The organism is Nostoc sp. CALU 546, assembly GCF_048836525.1.
Genome location: NZ_JAWJTF010000022.1, coordinates 1 through 15,764, shown reverse-complemented (window position 1 = coordinate 15,764; position 15,764 = coordinate 1). Strand labels below are relative to the sequence as shown.

The 15,764-nt window shown below is 41.1% G+C and carries 12 protein-coding genes; 7 read left to right on the top strand and 5 right to left on the bottom strand.

Features of this window, described 5'->3' with window-relative positions:
• The first annotated feature begins 158 nt into the window (after window positions 1-158).
• The gene (locus tag RRG12_RS13425; RefSeq protein WP_420759636.1) at window positions 159-2,228 is read left to right on the top strand and encodes a prolyl oligopeptidase family serine peptidase; all 2,070 of its coding nucleotides are present in this window, start codon (window positions 159-161) and stop codon (window positions 2,226-2,228) included.
• A gap of 140 nt (window positions 2,229-2,368) precedes the next feature.
• Here RRG12_RS13425 and tilS read toward each other — a convergent pair whose 3' ends face one another.
• From tilS to RRG12_RS13405, 4 genes are all read right to left on the bottom strand, one after another.
• Window positions 2,369-3,361 carry a tRNA lysidine(34) synthetase TilS gene (gene tilS, locus RRG12_RS13420; RefSeq protein ID WP_420759635.1) on the bottom strand — a complete coding sequence of 331 codons (993 nt, stop codon included), beginning with the start codon at window positions 3,359-3,361 and terminating at the stop codon, window positions 2,369-2,371.
• A gap of 92 nt (window positions 3,362-3,453) precedes the next feature.
• A complete protein-coding gene (locus RRG12_RS13415; protein WP_420759634.1) occupies window positions 3,454-5,040 on the bottom strand; it encodes a hydantoinase B/oxoprolinase family protein in 1,587 nt (528 codons plus the stop codon).
• Window positions 5,041-5,129: 89 nt separating this feature from the next.
• A complete protein-coding gene (locus RRG12_RS13410; protein ID WP_420759633.1) occupies window positions 5,130-7,226 on the bottom strand; it encodes a hydantoinase/oxoprolinase family protein in 2,097 nt (698 codons plus the stop codon).
• A 357-nt stretch (window positions 7,227-7,583) separates the two neighbouring features.
• Window positions 7,584-8,024: a Crp/Fnr family transcriptional regulator gene (locus RRG12_RS13405; RefSeq protein WP_069074674.1), complete on the bottom strand. Its 441-nt coding sequence runs from the start codon at window positions 8,022-8,024 to the stop codon at window positions 7,584-7,586.
• A 564-nt stretch (window positions 8,025-8,588) separates the two neighbouring features.
• Between RRG12_RS13405 and RRG12_RS13400 the strand changes: the two genes are divergently transcribed.
• Window positions 8,589-9,260, top strand: a complete 672-nt coding sequence (locus RRG12_RS13400; RefSeq protein ID WP_069074676.1) for a cadmium resistance transporter — start codon at window positions 8,589-8,591, stop codon at window positions 9,258-9,260.
• A 288-nt stretch (window positions 9,261-9,548) separates the two neighbouring features.
• Window positions 9,549-10,208 carry a pentapeptide repeat-containing protein gene (locus RRG12_RS13395; RefSeq protein WP_420759682.1) on the top strand — a complete coding sequence of 220 codons (660 nt, stop codon included), beginning with the start codon at window positions 9,549-9,551 and terminating at the stop codon, window positions 10,206-10,208.
• A gap of 173 nt (window positions 10,209-10,381) precedes the next feature.
• Here the strand turns inward: RRG12_RS13395 and RRG12_RS13390 are convergent, their stop codons facing one another.
• Entirely contained in the window at window positions 10,382-12,067 is a 1,686-nt protein-coding gene (locus RRG12_RS13390) for a SulP family inorganic anion transporter (protein ID WP_420759632.1), read from the bottom strand.
• Between the two features lie 229 nt (window positions 12,068-12,296).
• On the opposite strand from RRG12_RS13390, the gene RRG12_RS13385 reads away from it, so the two are divergent.
• The 4 genes from RRG12_RS13385 (at window position 12,297) to RRG12_RS13370 (ending at window position 15,591) form a co-directional block, all read left to right on the top strand.
• The gene (locus RRG12_RS13385; RefSeq protein WP_420759631.1) at window positions 12,297-12,560 is read left to right on the top strand and encodes a type II toxin-antitoxin system HicB family antitoxin; all 264 of its coding nucleotides are present in this window, start codon (window positions 12,297-12,299) and stop codon (window positions 12,558-12,560) included.
• Between the two features lie 97 nt (window positions 12,561-12,657).
• Window positions 12,658-12,891, top strand: coding sequence for a hypothetical protein (locus RRG12_RS13380; RefSeq protein ID WP_420759630.1), 234 nt, complete (start codon window positions 12,658-12,660; stop codon window positions 12,889-12,891).
• Window positions 12,892-13,106: 215 nt separating this feature from the next.
• Entirely contained in the window at window positions 13,107-13,916 is an 810-nt protein-coding gene (locus RRG12_RS13375) for a PspA/IM30 family protein (RefSeq protein ID WP_420759629.1), read from the top strand.
• Window positions 13,900-15,591 carry a hypothetical protein gene (locus RRG12_RS13370; RefSeq protein ID WP_420759628.1) on the top strand — a complete coding sequence of 564 codons (1,692 nt, stop codon included), beginning with the start codon at window positions 13,900-13,902 and terminating at the stop codon, window positions 15,589-15,591. Before RRG12_RS13375 ends, RRG12_RS13370 begins: the two co-directional genes overlap by 17 nt.
• The last annotated feature ends 173 nt before the right edge of the window (window positions 15,592-15,764 follow it).

Below are 15,764 nucleotides of genomic sequence, written 5' to 3'. Positions count from 1 at the left end.
GTTAAGGGCTAATTGTACAAAATTGCGGGTTTTCAAGACGCGATAAATCGCCGTCTCTACAAGTGTTTTGGTCTGTATTGCCCTCTGGGAATTTTCTCGTAGGTTTAGGAAGGGGTCTATCTTTGTAGTATGTAAAGAAGCACTTTTGACCTAAAACTATGCCTTCTTCTAAAAAACCTCTCACCTACCCATCCAGCTACAAAAGTAATCAAGTCGATAACTACCACGGTACTTCAGTCGCAGATCCTTATCGTTGGTTAGAAGATCCTGACTCTGAAGAAACAAGAACTTGGATCGAGGCACAAAATCAAGTTACTTTTGGCTACCTGAGTGAAATTTCTGCTAGGGAAAAAATTAAACAGCGTCTCACCAAACTTTGGGATTATGAAAAATATGGTATCCCTTTTAAAGAAGGCGAACGCTACTTTTATTTTAAAAATGACGGGCTGCAAAACCAAAGTGTCCTTTACACTTTGAAAACTCTCGACGACCAACCCAAAGTTTTACTCGACCCTAATAAGCTCTCAGAAGATGGGACAATTGCTCTTTCTGGATTGTCCATTAGCGAGGATGGCAAACTTTTAGCTTATGGTTTATCGTCTTCTGGTTCTGATTGGCAAGAATGGAAAGTACGTAATATTGAAACTGGTGAAGACCTCCAAGATCATCTGAAGTGGATTAAATTTTCTGGCGCATCTTGGACATACGATAACCAAGGTTTTTTCTACAGTCGCTACGATGAACCGAACGAAAAAACTCAATTAGAAGATGTTAACTATTATCAAAAACTCTACTATCATCAACTAGGTAAGCCCCAATCAGAAGATGTACTAATTTATCATCGTCCTGACCAAAAGGAATGGGGTTTTAGTGGTGGAGTTACTGAAGATGGACGCTATCTAATAATTTCAATTTGGTTGGGTACTGACTCTAAAAATTTGGTTTTCTTCAAAGATTTAACTAACCCTAATTCTGAAGTTGTAGAACTAATTAACCAGTTCGAGGCAGATTATAGCTTTATCGACAATGATGATAGTGTCTTTTATTTCCGCACAGATTTAAATGCACCACGGGGAAAAGTTATTGCGATTGACACGAAAAACCCTTCGCCAGAGAATTGGCGAGAAATCATTCCTCAATCTGCGGAAACGTTGGAAAGTGTTGGCATACTCAATAACCAATTTGTTGCTGATTATCTCAAAGATGCTCACAGTCAAATCAAGATTTTTGACCTCAATGGTGCATTTGTACGCGAAGTTGAATTACCGGGACTCGGTTCAGCCGGAGGTTTTGGTGGTAAGCGTCATGATACCGAAACTTTTTATAGCTATACCAGTTTCACCACACCAGGAACTATCTATCGCTACGATATGATAACTGGAAAAAGTGCCCTTTTCCGTCAGCCGCAGGTAGATTTTAATCCAGATGATTACGAGACAAAACAAGTATTTTATCAGAGCAAAGATGGTACTAGAGTGCCAATGTTTATCACCCATAAAAAGGGCATAAAATTAGATGGAAATAACCCAACTTATCTTTATGCTTATGGCGGTTTTAATGCCTCAATGACACCTGGTTTTTCTGTGAGTCTTTTGGTGTGGATGGAGATGGGTGGTGTCTATGCTATGCCAAATATACGCGGTGGTGGAGAATATGGCGAAGAATGGCATCAAGCAGGAATGAAGGATAAAAAGCAAAATGTCTTTGATGACTTTATTAGTGCTGCTGAGTGGTTGATTGCGAATAATTATACTAAGACTGATAAGCTAGCGATCGCAGGTGGTAGTAATGGCGGCTTATTAGTTGGTGCTTGCATAACGCAACGTCCCGATTTATTTGGTGCGGCTTTACCAGCAGTCGGCGTCATGGATATGTTGCGGTTTCACAAATTTACCATCGGTTGGGCTTGGACTTCCGAATATGGTTCAGCAGATAATCCAGAAGAGTTTCCAGTGCTGTATGCTTATTCGCCATTGCAAAATCTCAAACCCGATACAGCTTACCCAGCAACCTTAATTACCACAGCCGATCATGACGATCGCGTTGTTCCTGCTCATAGTTTCAAATTTGCCGCAGCTTTGCAAGAGGCTCACGCTGGGAATGCACCAGTTCTAATTAGAATTGAGACTAAGGCAGGACATGGCGCGGGTAAACCCACGGCTAAAATTATCGAAGAAGCCGCAGATAAATGGGCTTTTTTGGTACGTGCTTTGGATGTTGAAGTTTAGATTAATATGATTGTCTCACGCAAATGTCCTCGCCTTTGCGTGAGATTTTGTCAGCAATGAGACAATAAGACTCAGTATTAAGATAGGACTTCTATTTGATAAAAAAAACACCGTACAAAGTCTTAACTCATCACTCCTAACTATTTAAAACAGATCCAGTCGCCTTCTACTTGAGCGATCGCACCACCAGGAAATGGATCAGTTTGCGATCGGTTGGGCGCTATAATTAAAGCCGTTAATTTTTCGATGTGTTCAAAACTAGGTGCATCAGTTAGTATTTGCTGCAATACCTGACGCATCACCCGACGTTGCAGTGCCAGTGGTGCTTTCTGCAATACCCGACGATTTAACCGTAAGGGAAGAAGAGTAAGAGAATCTTCTTCATCCCCAATGTCCAATGCCCCATCCCGCAACTGCTGGGCAGCTTTTTCTAAATATTCCACTTCCGCTTGGAGAAGTTCTGCTGTTTGGGCTAAGGCTGATTCTACTTGGGGGTTGAAATTATCTCGCAAATATGGTATTAGTTCTTGGCGAATGCGGTTGCGGGCATATTGCAAATCTTGATTGGTAGAATCTTCCCAAATTGGTAATTTAAATTCGTGACAAAATTGCTCTGTTTGTGAGCGAGTAATTTCTAAAAGTGGACGCACTAACATAATGCCTGTAGTTAGAGGACGTTGCCAAGTCAAGGCTTGTAAACCATCAGCACCAGTACCGCGAATTAAATTGTAGAGGAGAGTTTCGGCGCGATCGCTAGCGGTGTGTCCTGTTACTATATATTGATAATTATTTGCTTGTGCGATCGCACTTAAAGCTTGATAGCGCCAATCGCGTGCAGCCGCTTCACTATTTATCGGTTTGTTTGCTGTTTCTAAATAAAAGGATATACCCCAAGTTTTAGCTAAATTTTCGACGTGATGAGCATTAGCTTGAGAGTCAGAACGCCAGCGATGATCGCAGTGAGCGATACCTAAATCCCATCCCCATTTGGATTGTAAATCTAAAAGTAATTTTATTAAACACAGAGAATCTTGTCCGCCGGAGACAGCGATTAATAGTCGCTGGTTGCGCTCAAATAAGTGGCGCGATCGGATGGTGCGATGAATTTTTGCATGTAAGGGAGTCCATACCATTTTGTTTTTTTTCAGCGCACACGGACACAAATAATTTTCTATTATATCTGTGTATATCAACTTGGGTATTAGTGATTAGCTAAACTTTCTAATTAAGAGATTTGACCAAATCCACCGCCGCCAGGAGTTTCTATTACAAAAACATCTCCAGTTTTCATCTCTACTGTTGCTGTGCTGTCTAAATTCTCTTCGATTCCATTCTGACGTTGTATCCAGTTGCGTCCTAATTTTCCTGCTTCCCCACCATTTAATCCAAAGGGAGAAACAACCCGATGACCAGAGAGAATATTAGCTGTCATAGGTTCTAGAAATCGAATGCGGCGGACAACTCCATTTCCACCCGAATATTTTCCTTTACCACCACTATCAGGACGAAGACTAAAGCTTTCTAAAAGTACAGGATAACGGGTTTCTAAAACTTCTGGATCGGTCAAGCGGGAGTTCGTCATGTGAGAATGAACACCATCAGTTCCATCAAAATCAATTCCCGCTCCAGAGCCGCCGCAGATAGTTTCATAATATTGATATTGCTCATTACCAAAAGTAAAATTATTCATCGTTCCTTGAGAAGCAGCCATGACACCCAAAGCACCATATAAAGCATCGACAATGGTTTGAGAAGTTTCTACATTACCTGCTACTACTGCTGCTGGATAGGTTGGATTGAGCATACAGCCAACCGGGATAATAATTTCTAGAGGATTAAGACACCCAGCATTGAGAGGAATATTATCATCAACTAAAGTACGGAAGACATATAAGACTGCTGCTTGAGTTACAGCTTTAGGAGCATTGAAATTACTATTTAGTTGTAGAGAAGTTCCAGTAAAATCGATGGTAGCACTGCGATTTTTTGGGTGAATTGTCACTTTAACTTGAATTTGTGAGCCATCATCCATTTTATAAGTAAATGAGCCATCCTTGAGAACTGCGATCGCACGTCTAACAGACTCCTCAGCATTAGCTTGCACAAATGTCATATAAGCCTGAACAGTATCAAGCTCATATTGTGAAACCATTTTACGAAGTTCTTGAACTCCCCGTTCATTTGCGGCAATTTGTGCTTTGAAATCAGCTATATTTTGGTCAGGGTTACGAGCCAGATAAGTATGATTTGAGAGGTGCTGCCTTACTGAGTTTTCTCGAAATTTTCCCTCTTCAACCAAAAGGAAATTATCAAAGAGAATTCCTTCTTCTTCTACTGTGGTACTGTCAGGAGGCATTGAGCCAGGAGTAATTCCACCGATATCGGCTTGGTGTCCACGAGAAGCAACGAAAAACATGGGCATGGGGCATTGGGCATTGGGCATTGGGGATGGATTATTTTCACTACTTTCTAAAAATACAGGGGTAATTGCAGTGACATCAGGAAGGTGGGTTCCGCCATTATAGGGGTTATTAGATAGATAGACATTTCCCGGTTTTATGGTGTCGCCTTTATCATTAATTAAACTACGGACACTTTCACTCATTGAGCCTAAATGTACAGGAATATGGGGGGCATTTGCTACTAATAATCCTGATGAGTCAAAAATAGCACAGGAGAAATCTAGCCTTTCTTTAATATTCACTGATGTAGCCGTGTTTTGTAACACAATTCCCATTTGTTCGGCGATAAATTGATAGAGATTTTTGAATATTTCTAAACGGATGGGATCTGGTTGAGATTTTATCTGCATGGTTGATTTCTTTTTATTAAAAATACAAATTATGTAACCAAGATAACTGATATTGATTCTCCTGCAAATACAGATTAAACCTGATCAATTCATCCATCTTTACGCTTTAAAATCAGATGATTACGTTCAGTTAATCTGGCATTCCAGTTAGGCTCAATTACAATTGTGCCAATTTTTTCAACGACGATCGCAGGCCCATTAATACTATCTTCTGGTTGCAAATCTTCCCGTCGATAAATAGGTGTATCATGCCATTTATTATGACTAAACATTCTGACTATTTCAACACATACGGGGGCTTCATCTAGAAAACGGGTACGAGTAATTAATGCTTCTTCGGGAGTATCCATTTTCTGAATTACTTCCACTGAAGCTGATTCGACAATTAAGTTTTTCTCTAATTGAATGAAACCGTAGCGAGATTGATGTTCAGTTTCAAAATCTTGTCGCATCAATACCACATTATTGGCAAAATTAACGGTCATTGTAGAGTTAGTTCCCTCATATTTTAAGTTAATTTTTCGGATTACTTCTACTCTACTCAGTGCCTCATCTATTTCACTTATAGCTTGAGCTTCTAAATATTCCATTAACTGCTGTAGTTTAGGGATTAATGCTTGGCTTAAAGGTTGTTCAACTCCTCCTTCTCTAATTGCCCTAACATCCGCTAATCCCATTCCATAAGCAGAGAGAACGCCAGCATAAGGATGTAAAAATATTGTTTTCATTCCCAAGGTATCGGCAATTAAACAAGCAACTTGCCCACCTGCACCGCCAAAACAACAAAGCACATATTGGGTAACATCATAACCTCGTTGCAGACTGATTTTTTTAATTGCATTCGCCATATTTTCCACTGCGATCGCAATAAATCCAGCGGCTACTTCTTCGGGAGTAGAATGATTTAATGTAGCGGCTTGAATGTCTTGCGCTAATTGTGTAAATTGCTGGATGACAGTATCTTTATCTAAAGGTGAATTTCCATCAATTCCAAAAACTGAGGGAAAATATTGTGGGTGAATTTTGCCTAACATCACATTAGCATCAGTAACCGCTAATGGCCCACCACGCCGATAACAAGCAGGGCCAGGATTTGAGCCAGCAGATTTAGGGCCGACACGATAACTAGAACCATCAAAAAAGAGAACTGAACCACCGCCAGCAGCAATGGTATTAATTGCTAATACGGGAACTCGCATCCGCGCCCCAGCAATTTCCGAATCTAGTTGTCGTTCATACTCTCCTTTAAAGTGGGCAACATCTGTACTGGTTCCACCCATATCAAAGGTGATAACTAACTCAAAACCTGCTCTTTTACTAGTTTGAACTGCGCCAACAATACCGCCAGCCGGGCCACTTAAAATACTATCTTTACCTTGAAATTGCTCGGCTGCAACTAAACCGCCATCAGATTTCATGAACATTAATTTGACTCCGGGTAACTGACTCGCTACTTGGTTGACATAGCGCCGCAGAATCGGAGTTAAATAAGCATCGACTACTGTTGTATCTCCTCTGCTAACCAACTTCATTAAGGGACTAACTTGATGGGATATGGATATCTGCGTAAAGCCGATTTCTTGAGCAAGCTGGGCTATTTGTTGTTCATGATTGGGATAGCGATCGCTGTGCATAAAAACAATCGCACAACTCCGAATTCCTGTGTGATAAACTACTTGTAAGTCACTTTTGACTTGTTCAATATTTATCGGTATTAATTCATTTCCTTTGGCATCATAGCGTTCATCTATCTCAATCACCTGCTCATAAAGCATGGTTGGTAAAATAATATGACGAGCAAAGATATTAGGACGATTTTGGTAGCCAATTCGCAGCGCATCTTTAAACCCTTTGGTGATGAGAAGAACGACGCAATCGCCTTTCCTTTCTAATAACGCATTTGTTGCTACCGTTGTCCCCATTTTTACAACTTCTATCGTCTCCGTAGGAATGGGTTCGTTGTTAGCAATACCTATGATATCCCGAATACCTTGGATGGCTGCATCTTGGTATTGTTCAGGATTTTCTGAAAGGAGTTTGTAGACTATAATCCATTGATGATTAGACAAAGGGACAATTAAAAAACGTTCAGGATGTTTTGAGATTCTATCTATAATTGCTTGATTATTAGTAACAGCAACAATATCTGTGAATGTTCCACCACGGTCAGCAAAAACCTTCAACATTAATATGTTTCCTCGACACTATAGAGGTAGCATAACAATAGGCAGCAATATTGCTTGAAAGTTTTTTAAGGAAGAATACAGAATTCAGAATTATCTTCCCAGTCTCCAATCTCTAGTCCCTAGTTCAAGATTGACTTAACTCATCCTACAGCTACAAAAACATCGCAAGTCTTTGCAACACGCTCCCGCATCTCTCGTTTTCATGAATTGTCGCGCGGAAATATCATTAGTACCAATGACCAATGACCAATGACAAATGACAAATGACAAATGACAAATGACCAATGACAAAATCGGCGGGCTGCTATACCTCCCACCCCTTGAAACGATGGGATTCCCGCCGATTTCCGTTGATTATTAACTCCGCAAAGAGGTCACATTCATATCATCATTCAATCTGCGAATCAGACGGGATAATTCACGAATGATATTCACTGCAATTTCGGGAGTTTCTTCGATCGCATCATACAGCTGCTCTTGCGTCAGTTCTAAAAATTCACAGGGTTCCAGAGTCGTTGCAGTGGCGGAACGAGGTTGAGTATCAAATACTGCCATCTCACCGAAGTATTTTCCCTGTTCCACCTCTGCCAATTGTTTATTCCCAATGTGAACTTTAACTCGACCTGACACGACAATATAGAGCGATCGCCCTTCTTCTCCCTGTCGAAAGATGGTGTAATTAGCTGGAAATGACAATTCGTTCATCACTGAAGTGAGCCGCACAATAAAATCATCCCGCAATTCCTTAAAAATCGGGACTCGCCGGACAAATAATAAACGGTCAACACTGGTTAACATAATTACAAGTTAAATCCAACATTACTGGACATCCTGAAACTGAAGTTAGAGGGCGATTAGTCATATTAACCGATGTTGAATGCTAGCTGCCAAGAATATCCCAGCCTTTAGCATCTGACAAGGGTTCTCTTCAATAGGAGCAATCGCTCTTAAACTTCTCAGATACTAACTCAGTATGAGGTATGACGAACTGCTACTCTCTTCCATGCGGTTTAGTTGTCATGTAGAAAGCCCAAAATATATAGTCAATTTGTTAATCACTTTTATTTATCGTTTTAAAAAACAAGAGTATTTGCTCTTATTTGGCTGAAAGCCATAATATTGAGTTCATTAGCTCCCAAGGTACCTTGCTGAGAAAAAAATCACCAATTTGAGTAGAGGCATAGTTTAGCGCTATAGGCATCGCCTCTAAAATCCTACAAATTGGAAAATTGACTGATTACTAGCGAACCTCGATTGGTTGTCGTTAAGTACAACAGTCACAAAATCTCCTGAACTGCATTCACATCGAGAAGCAGAGAAGGATGTAAGACAAACAGCATTGAATTATCGTGAGCAACAATTATGAGTTGGCTAATTAGTACATTAATTATTGGAATCTCTGTCGCTTTTGCAACCACCTTTGACGACAATTTATACTTGACGGCCTTCTTCGGAAAAGTCAATCGCAGCTTTCGTCCTAAGCATATTGTTCTCGGTGAATTTCTGGGATTCACTGTCTTAGTTTGTGCTAGTCTCCCTGGTTTTTTCGGCGGTATGCTTATTCCTAGTACCTGGATAGGTTTGCTAGGTTTGCTTCCCATTGCTATCGGTATCAGTAATTTCATCAGTCGAGAACAAGAAGAAGAAACAGTGCAAGCTGTGTCAGTTGACTTAACTCCTACTAAATCTGGACGCCAAAAGAAATCACTATTCGCAACCATCCGCGATCCTCAAACCTACCGCGTTTCGGCTGTCACCATTGCCAATGGAGGAAACAACATTGGAATTTATGTACCGTTGTTTGCTAGCAGCAATCTTCCAAGTTTGGGTGTAATTCTGTGTGTTTGCTATTTCACTGTTGGTACGTGGTGCTTACTCTCTTACAACCTGACTCGTAATCCTCTGATGACACCCGTTTTAACTCGCTACGGTCGGAAAATCTTTCCCTTTGTCTTAATTTACTTGGGACTCTCTATCTTGATTAAAAGTGAAACATATCGACTTTTACCTAGTTTGGCAATGCTTGGGAACTAAATATGAGGCTACGATAGACGCTCCACACGATGTCTGCGACGGGCTACGCTTACGCATCTGAATCTGAAAACTTGAAATTCTTGATGGGTGTTATGTCCCTGATGTCAGCAAAAAAATCAGCGATCGCTTCCCATCCAAAAAGATTTATCAATCACTTGAATTTATCAATATGAATAACAATAATATTTGCTCTTATCAATCAAGTTATCTAAAGTGAGAATAAAGCACATTATCGATGGCTCTTATAAAAGCAAGCCCACCAATAGGAATCAGATTATGAAGGAACTAATGAATCAATCAAACTCTAAAAAATTAACTCAGTGGCTCGTAACAGCAGTGTTTATGGTAGTTGTCGCGGGATTTACTCTGCTTATCCAGCCCAGCGCTAGAGCGCAAACACTAACACCATCCATACCTACGGAATCGGAACTAGCTCCAGTTGAATCACCAATGGAGCCTATAACAGCACCAGTCATATCTCCGGTTGTATCGCCAATGGAGCCTGTGACAGCACCAGTCCTATCCCCAATAGTCTCTGTAGCAGATAACGTTAGACATTTATTACAAACCAATGAATGTGTTGGCTGTAATCTGACTGGAGCAATGTTAAAGGATGCAAACCTGCAAGCGGCAAACTTAGAAGGTGCTAACTTACAAAATGCAGACTTAGAAAGAGCTAACTTACAGCAAACAAACTTACAAGGGGCTAACTTTCAAGGAGCAGATTTAGGCAAGGTAAACCTTTTGGGAGCAAACCTAGTGGGAGCGAACCTATTTGATGCAGACCTAGAGAAAGCCAACCTCCTAGGAGCTAACCTGCAAACTGCTAACCTACAAAACGCAGACTTGGAAAATACAAATCTGACAAATGCAAACATCCAGGGAGCTAACCTGATGGGTGTTGATTTGGAAGATGCTATCAGACCGGAAGGATTCGCTATTCAGTAATTCAACTCAAGTTCTGCGTGCAAATTGAATAAAAGACTTCAAAAGCCTGATTCAATAATGAATACAGGCTTTATTTTAATATTTAAAGGCTCGCGGCGATCGCTCATGTAGAGACGCGATTTATCGCGTCTTGAGAGACCAATTACACCAATAGTGATTTAGGACTGCTATATTCAGTCATTTAATTCCATCAATTCTTTTGTTTTCAAATCAGCTGCTACAGGTTGAGAACATGCAATCTGAGGAGAGATAGAGCAAATCGCATCTGTGGTTGTTTCAAAACAATTTGATAACCCAATTGTATTTAACAATCCTGTACGTTCTAGTAGTTGTTGGACTTCGGGTTGTAACCCTGTGAGAATTAATCGGCAATTGTGCCGTTCCAAGTCATGATAAATATCCTCTAAGGCTACTAACCCAGTTGTGTCCATATTTGGCACAAACCGCAACCGGAGAATTAAATACTTTACTTCCGGTTCATCACGAAGGAAAGTAGCAAACCTTTCAGCAGCACCAAAAAATACGGGGCCATCTACCCGATAAACGGCAATTTCCTTACCTAATTCCAGAGGAGTACCAGGGGGAAATACTTCGGTTTCAGGTATTTTAACTAAGCTTAAATCGCTCATCCGTTTGATGAATAAGGCTCCGGCTGCAATCAATCCCACTTCGACAGCGAGAACTAAGTCAAACAAGATTGTGACTAGCCAGGTGAGAATCATTACAGCAAAGTCGGAGTAGGTAGCACGCATTAATAAACCAATGGCTTCCCACTCAACCATTCGCAGACTAACCACCATTAAAATCCCAGCAAGTGCTGCTAAAGGAATCTGTGCTGCTAGGGGTGCTAAAGTTAAAACGATTATCGCTAAAGCAACACCGTGAATTACCCCAGATAGTCGGGTTTTACCGCCAGAACGGACATTGACAGCAGTCCGAGCGATCGCACCTGTTGCGGGGATGCCCCCAAAAAATGGCACAATCATATTAGCTAAACCTTGACCAATTAATTCGCGATCGCTATTATGTTTCTCGCTAACAGTCATACCATCAGCCACCACCGCCGATAGCAACGATTCAATACTTCCCAGTGCAGCTAAAGCCAAAGCCGGATTAATTAGTTCCCGAATCACACTAAAATCATTCCAGTGGGGAATACCTTGAGGCATCGGTAAAGATTGAGGAATAGTGCCAATTGTTGGTACATTCAGATGGAAAGAAGATGCGATCGCAGTTGCTAACACCAGCCCTACCAAAGAACCTGGTATTGTCGTATTAATCCTGGGCCACAAAACATTGGTTGCAATCACCACAACTGCCAAGGCAACTGCCGCCCAGTTTAGAGCTTCTACATGAGTTAGACTTTGCCACAGTCCCGGCAAAAAATGTTCGCTCCGTGGTAATTTTAAACCAAAGAAATTATTTAACTGACCACAAAAAATAATGACGGCAATACCATTAGTAAAACCTGCCGTCACCGGATAAGGAATAAACTTTACTAACTGTCCAAGTTTGGCAACCCCCAAGGCAATTTGGATAATTCCAGCCATCACCCCAGCAATCCAAACTTTCTCAAGCCCGTACTTGGCGACAATTCCCACCAAAACCACAGCCATTGCACCTGTTGGCCCTGTAATCTGTACTGACGAACCACCAAAAATTGCGGCAACAATTCCCGCTACAATCGCGGTGTAAAGTCCCGCCTTTGGTTCCACACCACTGGCTACCGCAAAGGCTAAAGCCAAAGGTAATGCTACTACTGCTGCTGTTAGTCCTCCCGTAAAATCGCCACGCAGTCCACCAAACAAGCGACTCAGACGCAAAAGCAATGGTTCTTTGAGGATATTAGATGTTGCCATATCGTCATTTTCAACTCTTGTACACAATTTCTTGAAGCACACCCAAATGTTATTCCATATTTTCGGTAGAGTTCATCAGGATTGTCGAGAATTCCCCGATTGCGTATGGGTTTTGGTTCAAGCTCGCCTATTTGCTGATTAATAAAAGTGGAGGCTTGCTTGACATAATGGATATAGTGTGGGTATGTAAAGATGGCGATCGCTACAGAGTTCTTTAGCAGGGCGACAGATGGTAGATTTGATAGCTCTGGCTTTTTTGTTTTATCCAGGAATTGCTTGTACTAGAATATCTTCATTATCTTCACTGGCTATGAACTTCACGATAGAGATTGAACAAGAAGAGGATGGACGCTTTCTGGCTGAAGTGATTGATTTTCCTGGCGTACTGGCTTATGGGCAGACAAAAGAAGAAGCAGTTGCTAGAGTTCAAGCATTAGCACTGCGTGTTTTGGCAGATAAGCTCGAATATGAGGAAGTAACGCAGAGCAGCTAGCGCCAGTACAGCCCAAGAATTTGATGTTTTTAAACAAATAAGCCTATTTTTAATCTTAACTTTATAATTTATATGAGTACAAATTTGGTAAATACCAATGTTGCAATCCATTGAAGGAGTGTATAGGAACGGTAATATACAACTTTCAGAATTACCATCTGATGTATCAGAAAGCCATGTCATTGTAACTTTTTTAGAACCCAAACAGGCTCCAATCCAAAAGCAGATAATGCGGTTTGGCATGTTTTCTGGTAATAAACAATCAACAGAAAACGATTTTAAAATTTCTGAATTTCATGGATATATCGAATTAGTTTCTATTATTTGGTAATGAGTGCGTAAAATCGTTATATTTTTAAACGCAAAGGGACGCAGACTAACGCAGAGTTTTGCCTAATTTATTTCGCTACGAATTAATGAAATATTGTACTGAGACTTTTCTGAGTTAGCATTAAAAGCAAAAGTCAAGGCTTAAGTAATTTTTACGAGGACGCAACAGTATTAATCAGTCTACGCTCTGGGTAATAAGCCTACTCAGATAAATTTATGGGACTTTACGACCAAAATCAATCATCACAAGATGCGCTACGAAAGTTACGCGAAGGAGCAAGCCACTCCAGAGTAGCACAAGAAATTGCTCAACGAGACTATGCGACAGCCCAAGCGGCAGCTGATAAATGGGAACAAGAATATCAACTTGCTTTGAAAGGAAGTAATCAGGATTTAATTCGTCAAGCAAAATTCCAAAAGGAACGATACGAAGCAATTGTTAGTAGGCTAAAAACACTTGTTGGGGAGCAACAGCCACAAGTAGAGGCAATTAAAAGTAATTTGAAATCTTGGGAGAAAAAGGTTTCAGAAGCACAGAATGAAGTATTACGCAGTAAACCTAACAACAGTGAGTTTTCACCGACATTCATTAAGTTTGAACATGAAAATGTTGATGTATGGGTTGATGATGAATTACAGCGACTTAAAGAAGCATTATTGCTACCACCTAAACCTCAAGAGCAAACTAAAGCTAAAAACGACAGCAAAGTGCTTTTAGCACAGGCTATTCATGAGACACAAGAAGCTGTCAACAGCGCTGTTGCTAATCAAGAAGGTATTGAGAAAGATTTTGAAAAAGCGCAGAAAGAAACTAAATACTGGAACGAAAAAGTTCAGGACGCTTTGAGAAACAATGATGATGATTTAGCCCTTCAAGCTGTAGTGAATAAAAAAATACAAAATAAAATTGTGCTTATTCTTCTAACTCAGCTTCAACAGCAGCAAGCAACAGTAGCTTTGCTCAGAGAAAATCTGATGACTCTAGAAAATTTCAAGAAAACATTAGGCAATGACACAGAATTCTAAAACAGGCGCAGCATTTATTGCAGGCGGAACCATAACAGGTGTTGGTGTTTCTGCAACAGTTGGCGGGATGGGACTAGCGGGCGGATTTGGCGCAGTCGGCATTGGTACAACTCCTGTAGTCGGTGCTGGCGCTGTGGCTGGTGCAGCTGCTTATGGCGCTTTTAAAGCCTTAGCAGAAGGAGATGCTGCTGCGATCGCTACAATGGGAATTGGTGCAGTTGGCGGTGCTGGTGTTTATAGCGTCGTCGGTGGTATGGGTTTAGTCGCACCGAAAGTAGGGCTGGCATTTGGGATTGGTGCAGTACCGATGGCAGGAATTGGTGCAGTAGTCGGACTCGCCGCCTATGGTATTGCCAAACTGTTAGACGAATCGGGAATTAGCGAAACTCCAGCACAGCTTTTCGAGCGCATGGAAGAGAAAGTTTTGCAGATGGGCTACTATTCCGAAGCAGTGATGGAATTAGATGCATTGATGGAATTAGAAGCATTTTTATCTGGTGAGGATCTCAACCAAAAATTTGCTGGTTTGGAAGTCGAGGATGAGTTACAAGCGCTTAAGGCTAAATTCAAGAAAAAATCAGAATATGTTACGCCTAAAGCTTCTATTCCCATTATTGAACCAGAAATAATATCTTCAACCCAGCAAGCTGAAACTTGGAGATGTGTACGCACACTCAAGGGACACTTAGGGGCAGTTAATGCGATCGCAATCAGTCCTGATGGTAATACTTTAATCAGTGGTAGTGATGACAGACAAGTTAATTTGTGGAACTTGAAAACTGGAAAATGGCTTTACACCTTCTCTGGACAAGCAGAAGCAGTTTTATCAGTTGCTATCAGTCCTGATGGACAGCAGATTGCAAGTGGTAGTGTCGATCGCAAAATCAGCAGTTGGCAGATGGACACAAAAAAATTTATCCAGACATTCTTTTATTTAAACTCTCCCTATAGTCATAATGGTTTTGTTAACTCAGTAGCCTACAGTCCTGATGGGGCAATTCTTGCTAGTAGTGCTGCCGATAAAACGATTAGAATTTGGGGACGCTACACGGGAACAGTAAAACGTACCTTGAATGGACATTCAGATGCAGTTTTATCTGTCACCATCAGTCCCGATGGTAAAATTCTTGCAAGTGGTAGCGCCGATCAAACTATTAGAGTTTGGGATGTCAAAACTTGGGAACAGCGCTATATTCTCACTGAACATTTGGGTGCAGTTAATACAGTTGCCATCAGTTTTAACAGTCAAATTCTGATTAGTGGTAGCACCGACAGCACAATAAAGCTGTGGAATCTCCAAACTGGAGAATTACTTTCTACTCTGACAGGACACTCAAGGGCAGTTTTGTCTGTTGCCATCAGCCCTGATGGAAAAACCCTCGCCAGTGCCAGCCGAGACGGTACAATCAAACTTTGGAACCTCCACACTGGGGAACTACTACAAAATCTTTCCGGGTGTAATCCCGTTGCTTTTAGCCCTGATGGGAAGACGCTGGTAAGTGGCGGTAATAGTGGAAGCATCAAGATTTGGAATGAATTTACTCTTGACTCTGGATTATTTGGGGAATGGTGGGAAGTCTTGGGCGTAAATCAGAGCGATCGCCCCAATGTTGTTAAACTTGCATACCGCCGATTAGCAAGATTGTATCATCCTGATCTTAATAGTTCTGCGTAGGCGTAGCCCGTCGTAGACATCGCAAAAACTTCGATGCAAGCAATTAATCGAGCTTATAAAGAATTCCAGGAGCATTTAAACCCACATTCCGCAGGTTAGTTAGCAAAGCAGATAATATTTTCGACAGGGGGAACCAAAAAAGTTGAGAATCCAGTGTCTTTCAGGAGTCAAAT

Excerpts from the sequence above, each read along its gene's own strand:
- RRG12_RS13370 (WP_420759628.1), top strand. The coding sequence starts at position 13,900 with ATGACACAGAATTCTAAAACAGGCGCAGCATTTATTGCAGGCGGAACC.
- RRG12_RS13380 (WP_420759630.1), top strand. The coding sequence starts at position 12,658 with ATGTTGCAATCCATTGAAGGAGTGTATAGGAACGGTAATATACAACTT.
- RRG12_RS13385 (WP_420759631.1), top strand. The coding sequence starts at position 12,297 with ATGGTAGATTTGATAGCTCTGGCTTTTTTGTTTTATCCAGGAATTGCT.
- RRG12_RS13405 (WP_069074674.1), bottom strand. The coding sequence starts at position 8,024 with ATGTTAACCAGTGTTGACCGTTTATTATTTGTCCGGCGAGTCCCGATT.
- RRG12_RS13425 (WP_420759636.1), top strand. The coding sequence starts at position 159 with ATGCCTTCTTCTAAAAAACCTCTCACCTACCCATCCAGCTACAAAAGT.
- RRG12_RS13390 (WP_420759632.1), bottom strand. The coding sequence starts at position 12,067 with ATGGCAACATCTAATATCCTCAAAGAACCATTGCTTTTGCGTCTGAGT.
- RRG12_RS13395 (WP_420759682.1), top strand. The coding sequence starts at position 9,549 with ATGAATCAATCAAACTCTAAAAAATTAACTCAGTGGCTCGTAACAGCA.
- RRG12_RS13410 (WP_420759633.1), bottom strand. The coding sequence starts at position 7,226 with ATGTTGAAGGTTTTTGCTGACCGTGGTGGAACATTCACAGATATTGTT.
- RRG12_RS13375 (WP_420759629.1), top strand. The coding sequence starts at position 13,107 with ATGGGACTTTACGACCAAAATCAATCATCACAAGATGCGCTACGAAAG.
- RRG12_RS13400 (WP_069074676.1), top strand. The coding sequence starts at position 8,589 with ATGAGTTGGCTAATTAGTACATTAATTATTGGAATCTCTGTCGCTTTT.
- RRG12_RS13415 (WP_420759634.1), bottom strand. The coding sequence starts at position 5,040 with ATGCAGATAAAATCTCAACCAGATCCCATCCGTTTAGAAATATTCAAA.
- tilS (WP_420759635.1), bottom strand. The coding sequence starts at position 3,361 with ATGGTATGGACTCCCTTACATGCAAAAATTCATCGCACCATCCGATCG.